Origin of the sequence: Flavobacterium sp., assembly GCF_027533505.1 — a bacterium.
Taxonomy (GTDB): domain Bacteria; phylum Bacteroidota; class Bacteroidia; order Flavobacteriales; family Flavobacteriaceae; genus Flavobacterium.
Map to the genome: position 1 here is coordinate 14766 of NZ_JAPZUB010000037.1, position 24323 is coordinate 39088.

The window sequence follows — 24323 nt, forward strand, 5'->3', positions numbered from 1 at the left end:
CGTTCACTACCCTCTTTTTTTATAAAGAACCGATACGGTTTACTTTTTCACAAAAGGACGCACTACCGATTGCGTAGTATCACTTAACCGAATCCAATAGGTTCCTTGGGGTAAGTCGGCCACATCCAACGAAGCCCCTGTTAACGTACCTTGTCGTACCGTTTGCCCTAATGCATTGACAATTGTATACGCACTAAAATCGACAGGCGCTGTCCACGTCAACTCCGTTTGCACCGGATTGGGGAACAAACGCAAATCAGCAAGCGCTATTTCACCAACAGTCAAAGCATTATTATAAACACAAACCACAAAGTTAGCCGCCGTAGTCAGTGCCGCATTCACATTAAACACCCGAATCAAATAGGTAGCGCCCACCGTCAAATTGTTCAAATTCACAATCTCGGTGGCACTGGTTCCCGCTTGACTCATGCAATTAATCACGCTACCCGAACAAGATGTTTCATATACTTGAAAGCCGTGATTGACGCCTGTACCTCCCGAGATTTGAACCGTCATGGACGATAAGGGGGCCACAAACGAATACCACACATCTTGAGAAGCGGTAGCCGCACAAGTAGGCGCTGGGGCTTCAATCGTCGCTCCCGCTAAGGATACCACGGGACCGTTACAGGCATTAGAAGGTGTGATTGGCGTTGCATTGGCACACGCATCGTTGGCAGGTTGTGGGAAACCTTGTACACAAATGGTAAATGTACTGGTGATTACCCCGTTGGTTGCCGACGCCACCCGAACAAAGTATACGTTACCCGGCACAAAATTGTTGTTTAAATACACTTCAGAAGCGCCATTCCCAACAGTATTGATACACGCGATGGCCGTTCCCGTACAACTTCCCTCAAAAACTTCTAGGACAACATTAAAGTTATTACCTGGGTTTACCGTAATACTGGTGGTCGCTTGGGTAGCGGTAAATTGATACCACACATCTTGAATAGAGGACGTTACACAACTCGGAATAGCGCCAGTAGCTGTAGCCCCGTTAAACGTTCCCGTGGTTAATGCGCAGCTTGTACTTGAAGTAAGCACTTGAGCATTGGCACAGGCATCGTTGGCCGGTTGCGGGTAATTTTGAACACAAATGACAAAGCCCAACGTAGACAAGCTCGCTGTAGTGTTCAGTACACGGACGTAATAGGTGGTTCCGACGACAAAATTGGTGTCGACATAAAACTCGGAAACACTCGATCCCGTTTGATTTTGACACGCTACTAATGTGCCTGTACACGAATTGGAATAGATTTCAAACGCCACATTCAAGTTCGTACTGGGTCCGACCGACACACTCATTGTAGGCGCCGTTGCGGTAAACTGGAACCATAAATCTTGCCCTGCATTGGGGGCACACGTCGACACTCCTCCGTTTAAGGTACTGCCTGCAAAAGTAGCGGAGGTTGCCACACAGGTTTCGGCAGGAGTTAATACCAAAGCATTGGCACAGGTATTATTTGCTGGCGTTGGATAATTTTGAATACAAATGGTAAATCCAGCGGTATTGATTTGCGCTGTAGCCGAGAGCACTCGCACATAATACACGCTGCCTACCTCAAACGTACTGTTTAAAAAGGTTTCGGTTGCTCCGGAGCCGCCGTTATTAAAACACCCCAAAAGCGTTCCCGTACAACTTCCGCTGTAGACTTCAAAAGCGACATTCAAATTGTTTAAAGGCGTTACTGTAATGCCCATCGTTGGATCGGTAGCCGTAAATTGGTACCACACATCATGCGGACTCGTGGGAACACACGCTGCTGCAGGTCCGCTAAACAAGGCACCGCTCATCGTTCCTGAAGTTGGATTACAAAGGTTTGATGGCGTCAGCACTTGGGCGTTCGCACAGGCATCGTTGGCCGGTTGCGGATAATTTTGAACACAGATGACAAAATTAAGTGTAGATAGGGCCGCACTAACATTGAATACCCGTACAAAATAGGTGGTCCCCACTACAAAATTGGAATTCACAAAAAACTCAGAAACCCCAGTACTCGTTTGACTCACACAAGCGATGGATGTCCCTGTGCACGACCCTGCGAAAATTTCGAATCCAACATTCAAACTACTATTGGGTCCTACCGATACACTCATGGTTGGATCGGTGGCGGTAAATTGGTACCACACATCCTGCGAAGCGGTGTTGGCACAGGCTGGAGCCGCAGTAGAAAGGGTTGCCCCGTTGAAAGCTCCTGAAGTGGCGTTACAGGTTGGAGACGGCGTTAAAGTAATCGCATTGGCACACAAATCGTTGGGTTGCGTGGGAATGTTTTGCACGCAGATGGTAAAACCGCCCGTGACCAATGAGGCACTCGAATGCAACACCCGGATGTAATAGGTTGTACCCACTACAAAATTACTCGCCAACAAGGTTTCTGTCGAACCGGCACCAAATTGACCGATACAAGAAAATACAGTACCTGTACAACTGCCGGAATACACTTCAAACGCAACATTCAAATTATTAAGCGGTACTACCGTAATGCGGTTGCTGCTGTCGGTGGCGGTAAAGCTGTACCACACATCTTGATTGGAGGCTGAGGCACAGGTTGGCGCCGGGGTGGTACGACTTGATCCGCTGAACGTGCCCGAGGTGGCGTTACAGGTTAATGCGGGCGTGAGCGTGACCGCATTGGCGCATTCGTCGTTGGCGGGTGTGGGATAATTTTGAACACAAATCGTAAACGCATTCGTAGCCAAACCGGCACTCGCATTGAGTACCCGTACAAAATAGGTATTGCCTACCACGAAGTTATTGTTGAAATAGGATTCGGTTGAGCCTGATCCAAACTGACTGATACAGGCCACTGAGGTTCCGGTACAGCTGCTATCTAACACATCGAAAGCGACGTTGACATTCCCGTTAGGAACAACCGTCACACTCATGGTAGGGTCGGTCGCTACAAAGCGGTACCATACATCCTGAGAAGCGGTAGTAGCACAAGCCGGCGCGGTGGTCGTGCGACTCGATCCGCTGAACGTGCCCGAGGTGGCGTTACAGGTTAATGCGGGTGTGAGCGTGACCGCATTGGCACATTCGTCGTTGGCGGGTGTGGGATAATTTTGAACACAAATCGTAAACGCATTCGTAGCCAAACCGGCACTCGCATTGAGAACCCGTACAAAATAGGTATTGCCTACCACGAAGTTGTTGTTGAAATAAGATTCGGTTGAACCGCCCCCAAACTGACCGATACACGCCACTGAGGTTCCGGTACAACTCCCGTCCAAGACATCGAAAGCGACGTTGACATTCCCGTTAGGCACTACGGTCACACTCATGGTGGGGTCGGTCGCCACAAAGCGGTACCACACATCCTGAGAAGCGGTAGTAGCACAAGCCGGCGCCGCGGTCGTGCGACTCGATCCGCTGAACGTGCCTGAGGTGGCGTTACAAGTTAGTGCGGGTGTGAGCGTGACCGCATTGGCACATTCGTCGTTGGCGGAGGGCGCAAACTGTTGCACACAAACGGTAAATCCTGCGGTGGAGGTTCCACTACTTGCATTCATCACGCGTATAAAATAGGGTGTACCTGGAGTGAATATATTTCCAAAATAGGATTCGGTTGAGCCGCCCCCAAACTGTCCAATACACACTACTGAGGTTCCCGTACAACTGCCTTCCAAAACTTCAAAAGCGACATTGAGTCCTCCAGCAGGAACCACCGTAACACTCATAGTAGCCTGTGTTGCGGTAAAGCGGTACCATACATCTTGCGAAGCCGTAGAGGCACAGGTGGGTTGGGGTGTAGTGCGGGTGGCACCGTTAAACGAACCCGAAACGGCATTACAGGTATTGGCAGGCGTAAGTTCAATTGCGTTGGCACATTCATCGTTTTGTGACCAACCGCTTAGGATACCCGTAAAGAGTACAAAAAGTAAGCGTAATTTTCTTTCCATTTTTTCAATTTTTGACAAAAATAATGCAACTCTGTAAGATTTAACCCCCTGATTTTAGGTAAAATGTTAATAGGGGGTATAAAAATTTTTAATTTAATAATTTTATAGAGAAAGGATAACATCTTTGGTTAGAACTCCGATTCATTTTGTATTTTCGAGTGCTAAAAAAAAGAAAATGTCGATAAAAATCACCGGATCGGGAAGTTACATCCCAACGGAAACGGTCACCAACTTGGACTTCGCCCGCCACCAATTTCTCAATGAAGACGGAACGCCTTTTCCCTACTCGAATGAAGTCGTTGCAGAGAAATTTTTGGAAATAACAGGCATTCAAGAACGGCGGTATGCCTCCGATGATTTACTCACTTCTGATATTGCGACTATCGCGGCCCAACGCGCTATTGCCGATGCGGGTATCGATCCTGAAAGCTTGGATTACATCATCTTTGCACACAATTTTGGCAACGTCAAGAAAGGCGCCATTCAGACGGATATTTTGCCCAGTTTGGCAACGCGAGTGAAATATGATTTAAAAATCAAGAATCCGAAATGTGTCGCTTACGACATTCTCTTTGGATGTCCGGGTTGGGTAGAAGGCGTCATTCAAGCCTATGCGTTTATCAAAGCGGGCATGGCCAAAAAATGTTTGGTAATTGGTGCCGAAACCTTATCCCGCGTAGTCGATATTCACGACCGGGATTCGATGATTTATTCCGATGGGGCAGGCGCGACTATTATTGAAGAAACGAATGCGTCAGGTGGAATTTTGGCCCATGAAACGGCAACGTTTGCGCATGACGAAGCGTATTATTTGTATTTCGGCAATTCGTTCAACAAAAACCACGACCCCGATGTGCGTTATATCAAAATGTACGGGCGTAAAATTTATGAATTTGCCCTAAGCAATGTGCCCAAAGCCATGGCCGCTTGTTTGGAAAAAAGCGGTGTGGCTATTTCGCAAGTCAAAAAAGTGTTGATCCATCAAGCCAACGAGAAAATGGATGAAGCTATTATTCATCGTTTTTTTAAGTTATACAAACAATCGCCTCCGGAAGGTGTCATGCCCATGAGCATTCATAAACTGGGAAATAGCAGCGTGGCTACCGTACCTACACTCTATGATTTATTGATCAAAGGACAAATTGAACATCAGGAATTGCATTCGGGCGATGTCGTGATTTTTGCATCGGTAGGCGCAGGGATGAATATCAATGCGATCATTTATCAAATGTAATCTAGCCTACTCAAAATACCCTAACCTAGGTGCACCACAAATAATATCCCGCGGCAAATAAGGTAGCGTACAACACGACTAAAGTAATCTCCAAACGGTATTTTGTAAAAAGCTGCATGGTTTATTTTTTGTAAAAATGCCCATTTATTGTAAATGCGACACACATAAATACACGAATCACTGGTTTGAATTCGTATACGGATTGTTTTGAGGCGTATTTGTAAATGTGATTCCTAAGAATTTTATTTATAATTTTGTGCCGCTTCGTTCTATTGCATGAAGCCCTTTGGTATGTACGAGAAAACCTATCCCTCCAAACGATTCCGAATCACGTTGGAATTTTTAAAAAAACACATTGCAACTACGGAAACCGTTTTTGATTTAGGCGTCCCGAATCCGTTTTCCAAAATCATGGAGGATAATGGATATACCGTTCTAAATACCCACGGGGAAGATATCGATCTCGACCAATCAGCTTTGCAGCAAGCGAATTATAGCGTATTTACTGCGTTTGAAATTTTTGAACACTTACTCAATCCGTTTACGGTGTTGCAACAGGTGAAAGCCGACAAAGTCCTCATTTCAATTCCCTTACGCCTTTGGTTTTCGCCCGCTTATCGTAGCAAAACCGACCCTTGGGACCGGCATTACCATGAATTTGAAGATTGGCAATTGGACTGGTTGTTGGAAAAAGCGGGATTCACCATTGTCGATCGCGTCAAGTTTACCCATCCCGTAAAAAAAATAGGGATTCGTCCGTTCTTCCGTTGGTTTACCCCTCGGTATTATTTGGTCTACGCCCAACGAAAAACGTCTTAATTTCCAGTTATGTTGCGGTTTGCGGTCGTTATTCCTACGTACAATGAAGAAGCGTTTATCGGACAAACGTTGGCATCTCTCATGGCCCAAACGCAGCTACCCCAAGAAATTATCGTGGTCAATGACGGCTCCACCGATACCACAGCTGCCATTGTTGCATCGTTGGCTGCGCGTTATCCGCAAATTCAATTAGTCCATACCGCCTCCGAAGCCATTCACCTCCCAGGAAGTAAAGTCATTCAAGCGTTTCAGGTGGGTGAAAAAGCACTGACACTTCCTTATGATGTGATTGCTAAATTTGACGCCGATTTAATTTTTCCACCCGATTATATCGCCACACTAAACGCCCATTTTGAAGCCGATTCGAAGGTAGGAATGGTCGGTGGATTTTGTTATATCGAAAAAAATGGGACATGGGTACTCGAAAACTTGACCGACAAAGATCATATCCGTGGCGCCCTGAAAGCCTACCGCAAAGAAGCTTTTCAGGCCATCGGTGGCTTACGTCCGCAGATGGGTTGGGATACGGTTGATGAGTTGTTGTGCCACTTTTACGGTTGGAAAATTATCACCAACGAACGTTTGCAGGTGAAACACTTAAAACCCACGGGAGCCAGTTATAACCAAGCCGCCCGCTTCAAACAAGGAGAAGCGTTTTACACCTTAGGCTATGGATTTTGGATTACTGCTATTGCGGCTTTAAAACTCGCCCAACGCAAACAAAAACCACTCCTGTTTTGGGATTATCTTCGCGGCTACTGGAAAGCCCAAAAGGCCCAAAAACCCTTATTAGTCACTCCCGAACAAGCGCGTTTTATACGTCGCTACCGTTGGCAAAAAATGCGTTCCAAACTACACGGGGTTTGGCGTTAATCGTTGTGAGGTCTGAGACTTTAATTTCAAATTAACCTAGAGAATTACTGCACTACAATGAATCCTATGGGTGCTGCAATGTACACGAAATCCACCCCCCGCGCTATCTTGGTCTTTCAAAAAATAAGCGTACTTTTGTGCCAATCATAACCCGAACGGATGCTTCGTTATCTCACACAAATTGGACAATATTTCTTGATGATCAAGGAGGTATTTTCGAAGCCTACCAAATGGTCAGTGATGCGCGGTTTACTGTTCAAAGAAATCGATGACTTGATAATCGATTCATTGGGTATTGTTTGTTTTATTTCTTTTTTTGTGGGCGGTGTTGTCTCCATCCAAACGGCATTGAACTTGACCAATCCGTTGATTCCAAAATTTCTTATCGGATTTGCAACGCGGCAATCGGTGATTCTCGAATTTGCCCCTACTTTTATTTCCATCATTATGGCGGGTAAAATGGGGTCGTTTATCACCTCCAGCATCGGAACCATGCGGGTTACCGAACAAATTGATGCGTTAGAAGTCATGGGAGTAAATTCGCTCAACTATTTGGTATTCCCCAAAATGATGGCCCTGCTACTCTACCCTTTTGTTATTGGCATCGCTATGTTTTTGGGCGTTTTAGGCGGCTGGATGGGTGGTGTTTACGGTGGATTTACGAGTAGTGCGCAATTTATTCAAGGGATACAAACCGAATTCATTCCGTTTCACATTACCTACGCCTTTATCAAAACCTTTGTCTTTGCCTTTTTATTGGCTACCATTCCCTCTTTTCATGGCTATTATATGAAAGGTGGCGCCTTAGAGGTCGGAAAAGCGAGTACGGTTTCTTTTGTGTGGACCTCTGTCGTCATTATTTTGACCAACTATATCTTAACCCAATTACTTTTGGCATGATTGAAGTTAAAGACATTGAGAAATCGTTTGGGAGTGCCAAAGTGTTGAAAGGGATTACCACGACATTTGAAACGGGGAAAACCAACCTGATCATTGGACAAAGTGGCTCGGGAAAAACGGTGCTGTTGAAGTCCTTGTTGGGCATCCACCAACCCGATCACGGCATTATCTCTTTTGACGGACGAATTCTTTCCCACATGGATGCCGATGAACGTAGAGCGCTACGTACCGAAATAGGAATGGTTTTTCAAGGGAGTGCCTTATTTGACAGCATGACCGTAGAAGAAAATGTAGCTTTTCCACTGAAAATGTTTACCACCAAGACTCCAGCGGAAATTAAAGAACGGGTTGATTTTGTTATTGACCGGGTAAATTTGGTCAATGCCCATCATAAAAAACCTTCGGAGTTATCGGGAGGGATGCAAAAGCGGGTGGCAATTGCACGTGCCATAGTCAATAATCCGCGCTATTTATTTTGTGACGAACCCAATTCGGGACTGGACCCCAAAACCTCTATCGTTATTGACAACTTGATTCATGAAATTACCGTCGAATACAATATCACTACCGTGGTAAATACCCACGATATGAATTCGGTAATGGAAATAGGAGAAAAAATTGTCTTTCTCAAAGAAGGGATTTTAGCTTGGGAAGGCTCCAAAAAGGAAATTTTCAAAACGGATAACGAAGCGGTAACCGATTTTGTTTACTCTTCCAATTTGTTTAAAAAAATACGCAAAGCACAAAACCGCGACGACAGTTAACGACCCGAGGTGAGCAATACCCATCCTTGTTTCTCTATTCCATTGCGTAAAAACACCAAATAGTAATACACCCCATCCGGTAAGAGTCCGCCGCTTTCATTTTGCCCACGCCAACTGTTAAGGTAATTCCGCTCTGCATAAACGCGTCGTCCCCAGCGGTTGTATACTTCAAAACGATCGACGTCCCATCCTGTTAAATTAAAGCTGTCGTTGTTCCCATCATCGTTGGGCGTAAGCACATTGGGAAATGCGCAAAAGGTATTCAGTACATCAAAAGACACAGCAGTAGTACAAAGACCATCTACCGTCACTGCTGCCGTATACGTTCCCGCAGCTTGTCCTGTTAAGTCAACTGTTGCCGTAGTCGCTTGAAATCCGCCAGGTCCTGTCCAAGTTAAAGCAGCGTTATCCAAATTGGATGGCGTTTGCGGGAGGACTTCCAGGTGTACCGCCCCATTCACACAAGTAGACACTATGGTAAATTCAGGTAAAGGCGTCACCGCAACGCTTGTCGAAGCGGTTGCCACACAGGTATTGCGTTGTACCGTCAATTCGTAAGTTCCTGCAGCTTCAAGAGTAGCAGCAAAAGGGGGCGGAGAAGCGCTTGTGGAGGTAAATCCGTTGGGGCCAACCCAAAGGTAAGATGCCCCCGGAATAGTAGGTGCCGAGAGTTCCAACTGACTTCCTGCACACAAAGCAAGGTCGGACGTAATGTTGAGTTCCGGTAGGGGTTCGAAGAATTGTACAACCACCGTTGCCGTATCAAACGTATTACACAATCCATCGACCCGGTATTCAAAAGTATACAAGCCAAAAGGCAAGCCTTGTGTGGACCAAACCGATCCATTGAGTCCACCACTTCCTGTAACATCGGTCCAAATCCCAAACGGCTGATAACTTCCTGACAACACTGTAAACAAATCTAGGGTTAGCGTAGGCGTACATAACGAAACAACCCCGTCATCGCCAGCGAAGGGGAGTGTTGAGGGCGGAATTACGTATTGCAATACTTGATCGGGGCATCCTGTACCCGCAAAAGCGTAGGTGATGCGTACAAAGTATGTTCCCGCATGGACTGCATTAAAAAAAGGATTAAACTGAAGTACTGCACTGGTGCTGAGAATTTGATTGGGATTATTGGCATTCCACCATTGGTAGGTAAATAATGCATTAGCATCGACTGCTAGTTGCCCAAATTGTCCTTCGCACAAATTATTGGCCGTGATGGCAGGCGGATTTAACGACCCGAGATTTACCAGTCGATTCACTATATTTCCGCATTCGTCTTGGACTCTAAAATTGTATACTCCCGGTTGTAACCCTGTGAAAATATTGGATGTCCCATTGACTAATGTAAACGGCTGTCCGTTAAAAGACGTAATCGAATAATAAAGAGGGGCAGCACCTTGCGCAACAATCACCACACGCGGCGTATCGGCACAAGGAACGTTATAAGCATTGATAATTTTTAAATCCCCAAAAAAGGACCCTTCTTTTAAGGTCGTCACACAGGTAGCTAAGGTTGGACTTCCATTACTGAAATAGTAAAAAACTTCAACCACTCGGAATTGTCCTATATAGGCAAAATTTAAATTCATTCCTTGAAAAAGTGGAATCCCATTGGACGAATTTGGGATGGCCCCACTGACTTGAGGAACTCCCGTCCCGGGATGGGTCCACTGCCCTAGTGTTGGATTCCATTTTTGCAAATAAAAGACGTGATTGGACAAATTGTTATCCGTATAAAACAAGCGCACGTTAAATGAGCCACAATTTGGGATAAAATCAATGGTATTTTGGGTCACTTGATAGCCCTCCAAGGTATATTCCTCCTCCAATTGCACATTACAAACATCGACAGAAGCAATGGTATACGACCCTGCGGGCAATCCATTCAAGTAGAGACGTCCGTTAAAAATATTGGCCGTCACATTATGAGGCAATGGAAAAGGATATCCGGGAGGGGCAGCGGTGATTTGCGACGACACCAAATCGCCATTGAGTGATCGTAAGGCGATGGAACTGAAACCAAATCCACAACCGGTCAATTCTTGTTTGATTAAGGCGTTGGTATTGATTTGAGGGACAAGGGTAACGCTTCGTACAAAAACACGTCCGCAAACATCTGTTATGGAAAAAGTATAGGTGCCCACGGGCAAATTTTGAATAAAAGCATACACCGCCACGGGTTGAACTATAAATGGAGTACAATCGTAGGGTGTCGGAAAACTGAAATTAGCCGGGGCTTCCGTCATCACAATGGATTGAAATTGAGAGAAACGAATACCAATTCCTATCGACCCTAAATTGCCAATACAACCGTTGGGATTTCCAGGCACTAATTCAACATCTACGGGAGGCGCCCCTACCACGAATGTCAATTGCGACGTTATCCCACAACTATCGACTACGGTTACTTCATAATTCCCGGGAGGCAATTCGTCCTCAAAAACACCGCCAACAATACCCCCTGAGGCATCCAAAGGGAGCTGTTGGGTATATTCGGGAGGTGCCTCAGTAAAAATCACGGAAACCACAGGGTCGCCGTTAATAGGCATAGTCAACACCCAAGAGCACAAAGACGGTTGGTACCCTAAATTATACGTCATCGGTGGGTCAGATACCGTAAATGTATACGTGATCGTTCGATTGCAACTGTCGGTAAATTCAAGGGTATAGTTGCCATTGGGAATAGCACTCGTAGGTGTTGCTTCAAAGGGAACCGTAGAATCTTGATAAGGCCCTGGATACTGGGGACTCAGCTGTGCCGGATTAAACCCTGGGGGCGCTTGGGTAAAATTTAAGGTATACGGTGGAAGAAATAAACAGGGATTAACCTGTAATACGGCGAAACAATTATTCTTAAAACTGGTTACAGAAACCGTGGGCTGTGAATTATAGTTGATGGGACCAAAGGTTCGAATATTTCCACAAGCATCCGTAATCACAACCGTATAGGTACTGCTGCTTGTATTAAACAAGGGCATTTGTACGGGGACAGCCACAGTTAACGGGCCACCTGAGGCAACGGTTTGTGTCCAAGATATAGCACTTTGATTGGGCGCCTGAGCGGTAAATGCTAATGTCAAAGGATAGCGCAACGGAAGGTTGGAATCATCGGTTGCAAGGGTTAGTGTACCCGCCCCTAATGCACAAGTGGTTAATTCACAATCCAACACCAAACTTACTACGGCTACATTTGGGGGATTCTCATAAAATACGGTATACGTTTGCACAATAGCATCATTGCAATTGTCATTCACCCGAAATAAGTAAGTTCCTGGAGGCAAATTAAAAAACTGATTGGAAGGCTGTGGAGGATAGGTCACCGGACCCGAAATGATCTCATACGAAACGGGTTGTCCAGCCGTAACTTCAACCGTCACGTCGGCATTGAAACAGTTGACTTGTTGCCCCAAAATTTGATACGATAAAATTGTCCGTTCGTCGGTAAGCGTAACGGTTGTTTGCTGACTATTACTGGCATTCCCAAGCGTTTGTAAAGCCACCACTTGATAGGTCCCTGCTGTGAGTCCGGTAACCGAAAGCTGCGTCGTGGTCACTACCGGCTGGGTGGTATTGGGTAAGGCATATACCGAAAAAGTAACCGTGGCATTGGGCGTGGTATTGGTTAATTCAAATTGTAACGTTCCATTCCCTGTACACGTTTCATTTTGAACCACAACCGATAATGAAAAATCATTCAATTGTGCTTGAGCCAGCTTTGAAAAAAGCATAAATATGAGTAGGCTGATATGAAATAGTAGCTTATTGCGCATGTATACAAAAATTTAGGTTCATTCCATTAACTTTTTGAATAATAAGAATAACCTTATAAAGATAATAAAATCCAATGTAGAAACCGAACGAATGTCTACTGGAAAATTAAAAAAAATTACATTTCGCTTGCCTTCGCTGTAATTCGTTTGATCTCTTGCTCCTTCCCTTTGGGGTAAATCAACAAAACATCATGATGGTCTACAATAATAAAATCATCCAATCCGTCAATTACAATCAGCTTTTTCCCTTCGGCGCGAATAATATTGTTGGAAGCATTTTCCAAAATAACGGTAGCATTTACCACCGCATTATCCTGAGCATCTTTGTCTAATTTTTCATGAAGCGAACCCCAGGTACCTAAATCATTCCAATCAAATGTCGCCGGCAATACATAGACATTTCGGGCATGTTCTAAAATGGCATAATCAATGGAAATGTTTTCTGCATGCGCATAATGTTTTGCAATAAAATCGGATTCATCAGGCGTGTTGTACAGTTCCATTCCCGCTGAAAATAAGGCGTACATCGCCGGTTGAAAGTGCTGAAAAGCTGCTGTTATCGCTTGTACGTTCCAAATGAAAATTCCACCGTTCCACAGAAAATTGCCTTGTTCCAAAAAGTGTTTGGCCGTTTCATAATCGGGTTTTTCGCGAAATTGAACCACTGGTTTGACAGGATTCGATTCCGATTGGTGGTATTCAATATACCCAAAACCCGTATTGGGAAATGTAGGTTGTATGCCCAACGTCATCAGTGCATTCTCTTGGGCACAAAAATCAAAACACTGTTGTAAATTTTGTGTAAACGCTTGTTCATCCTCTATCCAATGATCGCTAGGCGCAACCACAACTAGGGCATCGGAATTTTGTTTCTTGATTTTTAACGAAGCATACAATATACAGGGCGCGGTATTGCGCATGGCAGGCTCTAATATAATTTGTTCGGGGGCTATTTGCGGTAACTGTTCCAAAACAAGCGCATTATACCGCGCATTGGTTAAAATCAGAATGTTCTCCTGAGGAATACTCTTCGACAAACGACTAAACGTTTTTTGAATCAAGGTTTCCCCCGAACCCAACATATCGTGAAATTGTTTTGGAAAATCAGTGGTACTCACCGGCCAAAAACGAGAACCTACCCCGCCAGCCATTATAATCGCGTAATAATTGGAATTCATGCTGTTGACAATATTTAGGTTTTACCCTTTGCTTGGGGCAAATATACCGATTCTTGTGGGGAAAATAATCGTAACAAATACTTAAAATCGCTACGCCTCGCGAACAGGAACAAGTTCAACCTCAGCATTGGCATTAAACAAAAACATTTTTCCCGAAGCCACTTCCAAACAAAGGTAGCGTTTCACCCGAAGGCCTTGTTTTTGAAAAATACGACCGTTTTTTAGACGGAAATAAGCACCGTTGGGCACTTCATGGATAAAATATACATCCGATTTACGCTCGTCAAACTGTTTTAACGCATAAGCCAAACGCGCATCGGTATCACTGGAGGCTGTGGGATTACGAAAATGTTGGGCCACCAATGGCAACACCGAATGTGGAAAAATCTCGGGGCGAATAAACGGCACCATCAGCCGTTGGAACGTCATTTTCCATTCAACCCCATGCGGCTTAATTTGCCTCCCGTAGTGCTCAAAAGCTACCAAATGCGCAATCTCGTGAACTAAGGTGATCAAAAAACGGTACTTATTCAAATTGGCATTCACCGTAATCTCGTGCTTCCCATTGACCGCTTTCCGATAATCACCATGCCGCGTTTGCCGCTCATGGACAATTTTTAAATGCACACTATGGGTTTTGATCAACTCAAAACAAGGCATTACGGCATGCTCGGGGAGGTATTTGGCGAGGACTTCCAAAGGTAAAATTAAGCGTTATGAATTATGAGTTATGAGTTATGAGTTAAGGTTCAAATTTCGTTTTGTTGTTAAAATAATACTGCGCAATATCCGAAAAACTTCTTCACATTCCTTATTCAAATATTCAAATTGAACCGCAGAAATACGCTTGAAGGCCAACATTAATTCTAACCAATACTGGGTCTCAGCGCATTCTTTTTGAGCAATGTGCAACTTACTAATGAAATCCAATTTCGACTGTGCATTATGAGCCTCCCGTATATTGGCTCCCACAGAGGTAACCGATCTCAAAAACTGTCGCTCGGTTACAAAATCTTTATTTTTCAATAATTCTTGTTGATAAAACTGAACTCCTTTTAATGCTAATTGAAAGCTTTTTTCAGCAATTATACTATTTTTCATGGCTTGTAAAAAATTTAGTTTTTATAAAATGGAACTTCTACTCATAATTCATAACTCATAACTCATAATTCATAACTCATAATTTTTTTAAGGGGTTGAAGACGAAACCTGAATAATTTTTCCATTGTGAAAAGCATTCCCCTTCAAGGTAAAATTATAGATGTAATCGGCCATTTCGGCAGCAGACACAGGCGCTTGGTACCCCGGGAATGCTTCTTCCAACATTTCGGTTTGAACCGCTCCTAAGGCCAAGACATTAAATGCAATACCGCGTTCTTTGTACTCCTCAGCAAGTAATTCCGATAAGGTAATGACAGCGCCTTTGCTCGAACTGTAAGCGGCCAATCCGGGGAATTTCATACTGCCTTGTACACCGCCCATCGAACTCACACTGACCACATGACTCCCCGCCGGCATGAAGGGCAAACACACTTGGGTGAGCATCGCTACGCCGAAGACATTCACTTTATAAACCTGCTCAAAATCTTCCATACGCAATTGTTCAAAAGGCTTGTTGACCAAACTCCCCGCATTGTGGATAATGCGATCCACCTGCTTCCAACTGTGGGTGAGAAAATCCCGCACTTGTTGCAAATCGTTCTCCACCGTTAAATCAAGGGAGAAGCAAGTAATATTGGGATGTTGCAACAATTCCTGAGGAATTTTTCGCGATAACGCCAACACATGATGTCCCGCTTCAGCACATTGCAGTGCCAAGGGCAAACCGATTCCACGGGATGTTCCTGTAATGATTATATTCATAAGTTATATATCTAGTTGGTACTTCTATTTTTTGTGCATCTGCAGCTCATGGTCCTTGAAGCAAAGTTAGGGATTTCAACCCACAAAAAAACCTCCACAAAGGGAGGTCTCTTTACTAATCATCTATAAATTAAGCAATAAGTCCGCGAGAAATCACAATGCGTTGAATCTCAGAGGTTCCTTCATAAATTTGTGTAATCTTCGCATCACGCATCATACGTTCTACATGATACTCGGCTACATAGCCGTTCCCTCCGTGAATCTGAACTGCTTCATTGGCAACTTCCAACGCCACTTCAGAAGCGTACAATTTGGCCATCGCCCCACTGTGTGCAATATCTTTTCCTTCATCTTTCTCCACCGCTGCTTTCATCACCAACAATTTTGCCGCCGTCGTTTTCACATACATATCGGCCAGTTTGAAAGCAATCGCTTGGTGTTTAAAAATCTCTTTCCCGAAAGCCTTACGCTCTTGGGCATATTTCAACGCTAATTCATAGGCACCATACGCAATACCCAAGGCTTGCGAAGCAATACCAATACGGCCACCATTTAAAACATTCATCGCAAATGAAAATCCAAAACCATCTTCGCCAATGCGGTTTTCTTTGGGCACTTTTACATCGGTAAACATTAAGGAGTGCGTATCCGAACCGCGGATTCCCATCTTCTTTTCTTTGGGTCCAATTTCAAATCCTTCCCACCCTTTTTCTACAATGAATGCATTGATTCCTTTATGTCCTTTTTCAGGGTCGGTTTGCGCCATTACCAAATAGGTAGAAGCGGTGGATCCGTTAGTGATCCAGTTTTTAGTTCCGTTCAACAAATAGTAGTCCCCCATGTCTTTGGCGGTCGTTTTTTGCGAAGTGGCATCCGAACCTGCTTCAGGCTCTGACAAACAAAAAGCACCAATCTTTTCTCCTTTGGCTAACGGCACCAAATATTTCATTTTTTGTTCTTCGCTACAGTATTTCTCCATTCCCGCGCATACCAAAGAATTGTTCACCGACATGATTACTGCCGCTGAAGCATCAACTTTGGCTATCTCCGTCATCGCCAACACATACGATATACTATCCAATCCTGCGCCGCCGTATTTGGGGTCGACCATCATACCCATAAAACCCAAATCGGCCATCATTTTGACCTGCTCGGTGGGGAACTTGGAGTGTTCGTCGCGTTCAATCACGCCGGGCAATAATTCGTTTTGAGCAAAATCACGCGCCGCCTGCTGAATCATTAAATGCTCTTCAGTAAGATTAAAATCCATATAAATTCGTGTTTGTTAGTCGTAAATTTTAATTTTGGTTTCCAAATGTATAATATAAAACGCGAAACTTCAAACGATTTCGTAATTTTAAAAAATGTCTAAACACACCTACCATATCCTCGGTGTCATGTCGGGCACATCCCTCGATGGCATTGACTTGGCTGAAGTTTTTTTCACGCTCGAAAACGGGCGTTGGACCTATGCGTTCGGCGTTGCTGCAACCCTCCCCTATCCCGACGTTTGGCACCATCGATTGCAGAATGCCCTGCATTATTCGCTGCCCGAACTTCAACAACTTAATCAAGAATATACCGCCTATCTCGGCACGTTGATTGCGTCTTTTATTCAAACCCATCAGCTTCAAGCTCTTGACGCGGTGTGTTCTCATGGTCATACGATACTACACCAACCGCAGAAAGGATATACTTTACAAATCGGCAACCTTCCTGAAATTGCCTCTTATTGCCAACAAACCGTGGTGTGCGACTTTCGTGTGCAAGATGTGGAACGCGGTGGACAAGGCGCTCCTTTGGTTCCTATCGGCGATCAAATGCTGTTTTCAACATATACCTATTGCCTCAATCTCGGGGGATTCTCCAACGTGTCCTTTGAACACCAACAGCAACGCATTGCCTTCGATATTTCGCCCGTCAATACTGTACTCAATCACTATGCGGTTCAACTAGGAATGGCCTATGATGCGGGTGGAGAACGCGCCGCAGGAGGAACGCTTTTGCCCGAATTGCTGAATGCTTTAAATGCTTTGGAATACTACGCACAACCTTTTCCTAAATCGTTGGGAGTTGAATTTGTTCGTGAAAATGTCTTACCGCTAATGCAACGCTTTAATCCTTCGCCAGAAGACGCCTTACGGACTTTTGTGGAACACATTGCCCAACAAACCGCCCAGGCCTTACCTGTGGCTCAAGGACGTTTACTGATCACTGGCGGAGGCGCTTACAACCATTTTTTACTCGAGCGAATGCAAGCCTACCTCCCCGAAATGACACTCGTCGTTCCCGATACTACCACACTAGAATTTAAAGAGGCATTGATTTTTGGCCTGTTGGGCGTGCTGCGTTTACGGGAAGAAATCAATGTGCTTGCAAGCGTTACGGGTGCCCACGAAGACCATTGCAGTGGAAAAGTGTATCCTTGGAAAGGATGAATTATAATGGAATCCGTACTTTTGCCGCACAAACAAACTACGATGAAAGATTTACTTAAAAAATTTGAAAATAAACAACCCGAAATTGTCTTCCATTGGAAAGATAGCGAAACCGATGCTGAAGGATGGACCGTAATCAACGCCCTCCGTGGTGGAGCGGCCGGCGGTGGAACACGGATGCGCAAAGGACTCGACATGAACGAGGTGCTTTCATTGGCGAAAACCATGGAAGTGAAGTTTACCGTTTCCGGCCCTGCTATTGGAGGCGCAAAATCGGGAATCAATTTTGACCCCAACGATCCGCGAAAAAAAGACGTGTTGAAACGTTGGTACAAAGCGGTATCGCCACTGCTGAAAAGTTATTACGGTACGGGGGGCGACCTTAACGTCGATGAAATCCATGAGGTGATTCCCATGACCGAAGAATGTGGCGTTTGGCATCCGCAAGAGGGTGTGTTTAACGGGCATTTCAAACCCACCGATGCCGACAAAATCAACCGTATTGGGCAATTGCGTCAAGGAGTCATCAAGGTGATTGAAAACCCCAAATTTTCCCCCGATGTATTGCGCAAATATACCGTAGCCGACATGATTACGGGATACGGAGTCGCCGAAGCCGTTCGCCATTATTACAACACGTATGGTGGGGATTTTCAGGGTAAAAAAGCCATCGTGCAAGGATTTGGTAACGTGGGTTCGGCTGCTGCATTTTACCTTGCTGAAATGGGCGTTCGCGTCATTGGAATCATTGACCGAAATGGAGGTGTTTTGAATGAAAACGGATTTAGCTATGATGAAATCAAACGGTTATTCCTCAACAAAGACGGCAATACGTTAGTGGCCGAAAACATGATTCCTTTTGCCGAAATTAATACTAAAATTTGGGCCATGGGTGCACATATATTTGCCCCCTGTGCCGCCTCTCGTTTGGTAACTCAAGACCAAGTTGATGCCATGATTGAAAGCGGTCTGGAAGTCATTACTTGTGGTGCCAATGTGCCTTTTGCAGACAAGGAAATTTTCTTTGGCCCTATTATGGAACATACCGATCAAAAAGTGAGCTTGATTCCCGACTTTATTTCCAACTGTGGCATGGCGCGTGTGTTTGCCTACTTTATGGAGAAAAAAGTCCAAATGACCGACGAAGCCATTTTCTACGACACCTCCGAAACCATCAAAAAGGCCATCGAACGTATACACGACCGCAAGGCCAACAAACAAAACATTAGTGCAACTGCCTTTGAAATTGCCCTTCAACAACTCGTATCATGAAAGTAACCCGATTATTTACTTCCTTTTTTGAAAGTGAAAAAGCAGGTGGATTAGTTCTTGTTTTTTGCACAATACTCTCCTTGTTCTTGGCCAATTCCCAAGGGTCGGAAGCGTACTTGCATTGGTGGCATACCCCTATGGGAGGAAAACCCGTTGAATATTGGATCAACGACGGTTTGATGGCTATTTTCTTTCTGTTAATCGGACTCGAACTCGAACGGGAAGTTTACATCGGGGAGCTCTCCAAAATCAAAGATGCTGCACTGCCCTTAGCGGGGGCCTTGGGAGGGATGCTCGTTCCGGCCTTGCTCTTTGTTGTCTTTAACCACGACACTCCTACCCACAAAGGCTATGGCATTCCCATGGCAACCGATATTGCTTTTGCTATTGGTATCTTGTCACTGTTGGGCAAACGGGTTCCCGTGGCCTTGAAGGTTTTTTTGACCGCTTTGGCTGTCATCGATGACTTGGGCGCAATTTTGATGATTGCCATTTTTTATACTGATAGTTTAGATTTGGTGAATCTCGGCATTTCTCTGGGTGTATTTGGTGTGTTGCTTATCCTCAACCGACTAAAGGTCAACAACCTATTGTTATACCTTATTGGCGGAGTTATCATGTGGTATTTCATGTTGCATTCGGGCGTGCATGCTACGATTACAGGCGTGCTCTTGGCCTTTGCCATTCCGTTTGAAAATGGGAGTCCGCGCACCATTTCGTACCAACTCCAACAGTGGTTACACCATCCCGTAGCCTTTGTGATTATTCCTATTTTTGCCTTATGCAATACCGCTGTAGTGATCGAAGGCAATCTCATTAATACCTTACAACACCCTTACAGCATCGGAATTCTAGTGGGCTTAATCGTGGGGAAACCGTTGGGGATTTTTGCCTTTAGTTGGCTCACCGTTCGTTTCAAACTCACGCAACTTCCCGAAGGATTTACTTGGCAGCGGCTCTTGGGACTCGGGATGCTAGGAGGCATCGGATTTACTATGTCCATCTTTATCACCCTATTGGCCTTTGACGATACGACCGTTATCAACAATAGCAAGTTTGTCATTGTAATTGCCTCGACTGTATCGGGACTTTTGGGCTACCTCTGGTTGCAGAAAACGCTTCCACCTAGCGCAGTTCCGCCCAATCAATCATAATTTTTTGTATTTTTCAGCGTTAAAATCAAAAACCGCGTATGGATTTCCAAGAACATTCCTCGCAAGACGTCTCTTTTGACCGCTCACAAGACCGTCTTAAACCGCTCGGAGAAACGACCACTCAAGACAAGCGACTCTCGTTACTTTTGGCCACAGCGCTCTATGCCGTGCTGATTTTGGTTTTGTTTTTCATTCGCTTTTGGCCTCCTTCCGATAAAGAAATGGCGGCTTTGATCGCTGGCGGTGGTGGCGGTGGCGGGGTCACTGTGAACTTTGGCGATAGTGATTTTGGTTCGGGTGCAGATTACCGCAACGACGACCTTAATGTTACTAACCAAAAAGCAACGGCAACACCCACGCCCGACGAAAGTATACTCACCGATGATAGGGATGCGGCTCCCGACGAGGTAGTGGTTCCCAAAAATGAACCCACCAAAAAACCGGTGACGCCCACCAACCTTCCCGTAAAAACAACCCAACCCAAGGAGGTAAAACAACCCGTTCGTAAAGTTGATGATGCTTTAGCTAATATCCTTAAGGGAGGGAATCGCGGCGGCGATGGCGACGATGCCTCCGGGGGCAATAAAGGAAAAACCAACGGCAGTCTCGGTTCCAACGGCTACTACGGTAGTGGCGGAAGCGGCGGCGGTACAGGAGGCGGAAATGGTTCTGGCAATGGCACCGGAACGGGTCCCGGCTCAGGAAGTGGCAGTGGCGGCGGTAATGGAAGTGGCAACGGACGCGGTAACGGTCCTGGTTATGAACTGGCAGGCCGCAAAGCGCTCAACAAACCCCAACCGGCCTATACCTGTAATGAAGAAGGAACCGTGGTAGTACAAATCACCGTGGATAAAAACGGAAACGTCATCGATGCCAAACCGGGCGCGCGTGGCACCACCAACTCCGCTTCATGCCTGGCTAGTCAAGCCAAGATTGCAGCCTTGCAAACCAAATGGACGGCCAGTCCCGATGGCGCCGAACGGCAAGTGGGGAAAATCACTTACAACTTCAAGTTAACAGAATAAACAAAAGCGCTCTCGGGCGCTTTTTTTAGGTCTTATTCTTTTCACTAATCCATTTCGAGAGGTAACGGGTGCTTTGCAACGTATGGTGGTTGAGCAATTGCCCTACCACATTGGCCTCGCGGTGGACGTCCAACTGGGCCTTTACCGATTCCCAACGCGACCAAAAAGTAGCGGTATGGGGTGCCGCCGAAAACTGCTGTTGCAATAACGCATATCCATTTTGTTGTGCCGTAGCCCAAGTCGTGGGTTGGGTGTATAGGGTCACTGCGGCTTCAGCAAAAACATCCCAATCCTCGGTGATAACCCCATTCCATAAGCCGTTATCGTGCATTCCTTCGGCGCCAATGGGCGTGGTAACGGAGGGCGTACCCATTTGCATCGCCTCGAGCAATTTGCCCTTGATGCCCGCACCAAACCGCAAGGGGGCCAACATGACCTTGGCGTTTGCAATGACCGCTAAAGCTTCGGGAGCACGCCCTAGGCAATGAAATCCCTGCTTGGGCTGGTGCATTTGTTGGATGCGTTCGGGAGGATAAGCACCGTAAATATGGAGTTGTGCCTGGGGCAGTTGACGTCTAATTTTTGGCCAAATCACGTCTTTTAACTGCTGTACCGCATCGGTATTGGGGTCGTGCATAAAATTGCCGATAAACACAAAATCGGTACGTGAGGCAAAATCGGGCACCGAAGTTCTTTTTTCCCCAAACAAGGGCAAATACACCAATTGGGCCGCTGGGAATTGCCATTCGTTTTGCAACCATTCGTATTCAAAAGCCGAAATGACCAGCACCCAATCACAGCGGTAAAAGGCAGCGAGTTCGCGTTTGGCCGTATCAGAAAGCAACAAACTACGAGAAAGCGGCACCTGCTTTTTGACAGCCTGTTGTCGTGCGGCACGTAAAAAATGAAGGTCTTGACTGTCGAGTAGTGTAAAGGCTTGGGGACACTGTTCGCGCACGCGCCAGCCGAACTGTTCTTCGGTCACAAAACGGTCAAATAGCACCACATCGGGTTGCAAGGCTTGTACCCAATCGTCGAAGGCCGTATCGTTGACGGCTATGGGATGAAAGGTGTAGGGATAAGCCGCCCAATCGATGGAGAAATCGCGGTTGTGCGCGGCTGAAGCCACGGTGATGGCGTACCCTTTGGCTGCAAAAAGAGCAAGGAGTTGCAACGAACGGGTGCCGGCTGCCGACGAATGCGGTTCAGGCCACACGAGACCGATAAAAAGTAACCGTGGAGTTTCCATTCCTACAAAGAAAACATTTAATTTTGTGGCATCAAAACGCAATCGTTATGTTGGGATTACAATTGGCCACCGACCCACGCTGGGTGAATATTGTGGAAGCAAACATCGAGGAAATTTTAACCGACCACGCCTGGTGCGAGCAAAAAGCCGCTTCCAATGCGATTTATATCATCGTTAACAACTCCGACAAAGTGGAACTGGTGACTGAAATGTTGCGCATTGCCCGCGAGGAATTGGAGCATTTTGAACAGGTCCATGAAGTGATTAAAAAACGGGGATTGGTGTTGGGCCGCGAGCGCAAAGACGACTATGTGGGTGAATTAGTCAAATTTATGAAAAAAGACGGCAGCCGCAACGACGCTCTGATTGAGCGTTTGCTTTTTGCCGCCATGATTGAAGCACGAAGTTGTGAGCGTTTTAAAGTGTTATCGACCAACATAAGCGACCCTGAATTGGCGCAATTTTACCGCGAACTGATGATTAGCGAAGCGGGGCATTATACGACCTTCTTGAAATTTGCCCGTCAATACAGCGAATCCATCGATGTAGACAAACGCTGGAAAGAATGGATAGCCTTTGAAGCCTCGATTATCACCAAATACGGCAATAAAGAAACGGTACACGGGTAAAGAATAGTGGAGTAGGGCGCTGCGTTAGAAGCTTCGTAAAGCAAAGCCTTCGCTACAGAGAGGCACGTATCACTCCTAAGGCTTTAGCCAAACAAAGTACAAAGGCGGGAGTGGTACAACAATCTAAATAAGATGAATTATTTTATAGACTCCTCTATTAATTGAATCTTTTGCTGAATGAATGCTACGACCTTTATTGGATTCATTTCAGCAAGTTTAAATCCAAAAATGTCATTCTCACAACTACCGCAATATCCACCGATTTCATTCCCATTATTCCCACATTCACAATTCCAAACTTCTTTTTCTTTAGAAGATAGGAGCTGTTTTTTGGAAGTTATTGTACCTCTTTCTTTAAAATCTGCAATTACTGTCTTGATCTTTTCTAAGCTAACTATATCTTTTTTATCATAGAATGACTTATCATAGGTAGAAATTCTTACCCCAATCTTTTGCTTTTTGAAATCAGAATTTTGCAATAATTTCATCGTTCTTTCAGTATCAAAAAGATTTAACTCTTTAACGATTTTTGATAGGTAAATTCCAATATAAATATTCGTTTCAGTTGCTATTCTATCGTATAAAATATCAATTTTTTGATTTTCATCAAATGAGTCTACATAGATGATAAAGTTTTTGTTGAATTTTTCAAAAGTTTCCTCATACGATTGCCAATTGACTATAATATCGTTATATTTTAATAAAATATCTGGAAAAACTTCATGAACTTGATTGGCAGTGATAAAGTTCCATGCCTCATCGTCAAATGCTAACTTCCCATTCTTTGCTTTATCAATAATTTCTTTTCGCTTTCTCAAGTTATTTAACCTTTCAAAACTAACATTTTCAAATTTCTCACTTGAATTAACATTTAAATATGTCTTTTCATCCTTTTCAATTACAACGGCGGTCCCAATGGCGGTTAACATAAACATGGACTTCCCTTTTCCTGAAATTTCATCCATGTCTACACTCAAACCAATGATACAATTCCCACCGATTTCATGTGCATTATGTTTGATTCTATCAATAACTTCATTATACAATGACGATAATTGCCGTTGATACGTACTCGAACGACCACCAAATACATCTGTCAACCCACCAAGAAAATCACTGAAAAAATTTGTTCCCGCCACTATATGAGCGGAAACCGGCTTCAAATACTTCTTTATTTGCATACCTTCTATGGAAGAGGTAGTAACTACTAAAATGTCTTTGGGATTGGTCATGGCTTTTC

19 protein-coding genes are annotated in these 24323 nt (G+C 44.9%); 10 read left to right on the plus strand and 9 right to left on the minus strand.

Annotated features, from left to right (window positions below):
* Positions 1-39 precede the first annotated feature (39 nt).
* Positions 40-3906, minus strand: coding sequence for a T9SS type A sorting domain-containing protein (locus tag O9316_RS08395; RefSeq protein WP_298203444.1), 3867 nt, complete (start codon positions 3904-3906; stop codon positions 40-42).
* 175 nt (positions 3907-4081) lie between these two features.
* On the opposite strand from O9316_RS08395, the gene O9316_RS08400 reads away from it, so the two are divergent.
* The 5 genes from O9316_RS08400 (at position 4082) to O9316_RS08420 (ending at position 8496) form a co-directional block, all read left to right on the plus strand.
* Positions 4082-5140, plus strand: a complete 1059-nt coding sequence (locus O9316_RS08400) for a 3-oxoacyl-ACP synthase III family protein (protein ID WP_298203445.1) — start codon at positions 4082-4084, stop codon at positions 5138-5140.
* A 291-nt stretch (positions 5141-5431) separates the two neighbouring features.
* Entirely contained in the window at positions 5432-5959 is a 528-nt protein-coding gene (locus O9316_RS08405; RefSeq protein WP_298203446.1) for a methyltransferase, read from the plus strand.
* Between the two features lie 12 nt (positions 5960-5971).
* The gene (locus O9316_RS08410) at positions 5972-6832 is read left to right on the plus strand and encodes a glycosyltransferase family 2 protein (RefSeq protein ID WP_298203547.1); all 861 of its coding nucleotides are present in this window, start codon (positions 5972-5974) and stop codon (positions 6830-6832) included.
* Positions 6833-6991: 159 nt separating this feature from the next.
* Positions 6992-7732, plus strand: a complete 741-nt coding sequence (locus O9316_RS08415; protein WP_073361403.1) for an ABC transporter permease — start codon at positions 6992-6994, stop codon at positions 7730-7732.
* Positions 7729-8496, plus strand: coding sequence for an ATP-binding cassette domain-containing protein (locus O9316_RS08420; RefSeq protein ID WP_298203447.1), 768 nt, complete (start codon positions 7729-7731; stop codon positions 8494-8496). The genes O9316_RS08415 and O9316_RS08420 overlap by 4 nt, the downstream gene beginning before the upstream one ends.
* Here the strand turns inward: O9316_RS08420 and O9316_RS08425 are convergent.
* From O9316_RS08425 to O9316_RS08450, 6 genes are all read right to left on the minus strand, one after another.
* Positions 8493-12275 carry a gliding motility-associated C-terminal domain-containing protein gene (locus O9316_RS08425; RefSeq protein ID WP_298203448.1) on the minus strand — a complete coding sequence of 1261 codons (3783 nt, stop codon included), beginning with the start codon at positions 12273-12275 and terminating at the stop codon, positions 8493-8495. The genes O9316_RS08420 and O9316_RS08425 overlap by 4 nt on opposite strands.
* Before the next feature lie 116 nt (positions 12276-12391).
* A complete protein-coding gene (locus O9316_RS08430) occupies positions 12392-13453 on the minus strand; it encodes a mannose-1-phosphate guanylyltransferase (protein WP_298203449.1) in 1062 nt (353 codons plus the stop codon).
* 90 nt (positions 13454-13543) lie between these two features.
* Positions 13544-14113 carry a SprT-like domain-containing protein gene (locus O9316_RS08435; RefSeq protein ID WP_298203548.1) on the minus strand — a complete coding sequence of 190 codons (570 nt, stop codon included), beginning with the start codon at positions 14111-14113 and terminating at the stop codon, positions 13544-13546.
* A 75-nt stretch (positions 14114-14188) separates the two neighbouring features.
* On the minus strand, positions 14189-14554 hold the full coding sequence (locus O9316_RS08440) for a four helix bundle protein (protein ID WP_298203450.1): 366 nt from the start codon (positions 14552-14554) through the stop codon (positions 14189-14191).
* 87 nt (positions 14555-14641) lie between these two features.
* Complete coding sequence (locus O9316_RS08445; protein ID WP_298203451.1) at positions 14642-15316, minus strand: SDR family oxidoreductase; 675 nt, start codon at positions 15314-15316, stop codon at positions 14642-14644.
* 130 nt (positions 15317-15446) lie between these two features.
* Positions 15447-16586 carry an acyl-CoA dehydrogenase gene (locus O9316_RS08450; protein WP_298203452.1) on the minus strand — a complete coding sequence of 380 codons (1140 nt, stop codon included), beginning with the start codon at positions 16584-16586 and terminating at the stop codon, positions 15447-15449.
* Between the two features lie 94 nt (positions 16587-16680).
* Here O9316_RS08450 and O9316_RS08455 point away from each other — a divergent pair, with 94 nt between their 5' ends.
* Genes O9316_RS08455 through O9316_RS08470 form a run of 4 tightly spaced genes read left to right on the plus strand, consistent with a single transcriptional unit; the run spans position 16681 to position 21205 of the window.
* Entirely contained in the window at positions 16681-17754 is a 1074-nt protein-coding gene (locus O9316_RS08455; RefSeq protein WP_298203453.1) for an anhydro-N-acetylmuramic acid kinase, read from the plus strand.
* A 42-nt stretch (positions 17755-17796) separates the two neighbouring features.
* Positions 17797-19026, plus strand: a complete 1230-nt coding sequence (locus O9316_RS08460; RefSeq protein ID WP_298203454.1) for a Glu/Leu/Phe/Val dehydrogenase dimerization domain-containing protein — start codon at positions 17797-17799, stop codon at positions 19024-19026.
* A complete protein-coding gene (gene nhaA / locus O9316_RS08465) occupies positions 19023-20180 on the plus strand; it encodes a Na+/H+ antiporter NhaA (RefSeq protein ID WP_298203455.1) in 1158 nt (385 codons plus the stop codon). Before O9316_RS08460 ends, nhaA begins: the two co-directional genes overlap by 4 nt.
* A 38-nt stretch (positions 20181-20218) precedes the next feature.
* Complete coding sequence (locus O9316_RS08470; RefSeq protein WP_298203456.1) at positions 20219-21205, plus strand: energy transducer TonB; 987 nt, start codon at positions 20219-20221, stop codon at positions 21203-21205.
* A gap of 25 nt (positions 21206-21230) precedes the next feature.
* On the opposite strand, the gene O9316_RS08475 is transcribed toward O9316_RS08470, so the two are convergent.
* On the minus strand, positions 21231-22454 hold the full coding sequence (locus O9316_RS08475; protein ID WP_298203457.1) for a glycosyltransferase family 4 protein: 1224 nt from the start codon (positions 22452-22454) through the stop codon (positions 21231-21233).
* Positions 22455-22501: 47 nt separating this feature from the next.
* Between O9316_RS08475 and O9316_RS08480 the strand changes: the two genes are divergently transcribed.
* Positions 22502-23083: a tRNA-(ms[2]io[6]A)-hydroxylase gene (locus tag O9316_RS08480; protein ID WP_073361423.1), complete on the plus strand. Its 582-nt coding sequence runs from the start codon at positions 22502-22504 to the stop codon at positions 23081-23083.
* Positions 23084-23220: 137 nt separating this feature from the next.
* Here the strand turns inward: O9316_RS08480 and O9316_RS08485 are convergent, their stop codons facing one another.
* Complete coding sequence (locus tag O9316_RS08485) at positions 23221-24315, minus strand: YbjQ family protein (protein WP_298203458.1); 1095 nt, start codon at positions 24313-24315, stop codon at positions 23221-23223.
* Between the last annotated feature and the right edge of the window lie 8 nt (positions 24316-24323).

Excerpts from the sequence above, each read along its gene's own strand:
- O9316_RS08395 (WP_298203444.1), bottom strand. The coding sequence starts at position 3,906 with ATGGAAAGAAAATTACGCTTACTTTTTGTACTCTTTACGGGTATCCTA.
- O9316_RS08400 (WP_298203445.1), top strand. The coding sequence starts at position 4,082 with ATGTCGATAAAAATCACCGGATCGGGAAGTTACATCCCAACGGAAACG.
- O9316_RS08405 (WP_298203446.1), top strand. The coding sequence starts at position 5,432 with ATGTACGAGAAAACCTATCCCTCCAAACGATTCCGAATCACGTTGGAA.
- O9316_RS08415 (WP_073361403.1), top strand. The coding sequence starts at position 6,992 with ATGCTTCGTTATCTCACACAAATTGGACAATATTTCTTGATGATCAAG.
- O9316_RS08420 (WP_298203447.1), top strand. The coding sequence starts at position 7,729 with ATGATTGAAGTTAAAGACATTGAGAAATCGTTTGGGAGTGCCAAAGTG.
- O9316_RS08425 (WP_298203448.1), bottom strand. The coding sequence starts at position 12,275 with ATGCGCAATAAGCTACTATTTCATATCAGCCTACTCATATTTATGCTT.
- O9316_RS08430 (WP_298203449.1), bottom strand. The coding sequence starts at position 13,453 with ATGAATTCCAATTATTACGCGATTATAATGGCTGGCGGGGTAGGTTCT.
- O9316_RS08435 (WP_298203548.1), bottom strand. The coding sequence starts at position 14,113 with ATGCCTTGTTTTGAGTTGATCAAAACCCATAGTGTGCATTTAAAAATT.
- O9316_RS08440 (WP_298203450.1), bottom strand. The coding sequence starts at position 14,554 with ATGAAAAATAGTATAATTGCTGAAAAAAGCTTTCAATTAGCATTAAAA.
- O9316_RS08445 (WP_298203451.1), bottom strand. The coding sequence starts at position 15,316 with ATGAATATAATCATTACAGGAACATCCCGTGGAATCGGTTTGCCCTTG.
- O9316_RS08450 (WP_298203452.1), bottom strand. The coding sequence starts at position 16,586 with ATGGATTTTAATCTTACTGAAGAGCATTTAATGATTCAGCAGGCGGCG.
- O9316_RS08455 (WP_298203453.1), top strand. The coding sequence starts at position 16,681 with ATGTCTAAACACACCTACCATATCCTCGGTGTCATGTCGGGCACATCC.
- O9316_RS08460 (WP_298203454.1), top strand. The coding sequence starts at position 17,797 with ATGAAAGATTTACTTAAAAAATTTGAAAATAAACAACCCGAAATTGTC.
- nhaA (WP_298203455.1), top strand. The coding sequence starts at position 19,023 with ATGAAAGTAACCCGATTATTTACTTCCTTTTTTGAAAGTGAAAAAGCA.
- O9316_RS08470 (WP_298203456.1), top strand. The coding sequence starts at position 20,219 with ATGGATTTCCAAGAACATTCCTCGCAAGACGTCTCTTTTGACCGCTCA.
- O9316_RS08475 (WP_298203457.1), bottom strand. The coding sequence starts at position 22,454 with ATGGAAACTCCACGGTTACTTTTTATCGGTCTCGTGTGGCCTGAACCG.
- O9316_RS08480 (WP_073361423.1), top strand. The coding sequence starts at position 22,502 with ATGTTGGGATTACAATTGGCCACCGACCCACGCTGGGTGAATATTGTG.
- O9316_RS08485 (WP_298203458.1), bottom strand. The coding sequence starts at position 24,315 with ATGACCAATCCCAAAGACATTTTAGTAGTTACTACCTCTTCCATAGAA.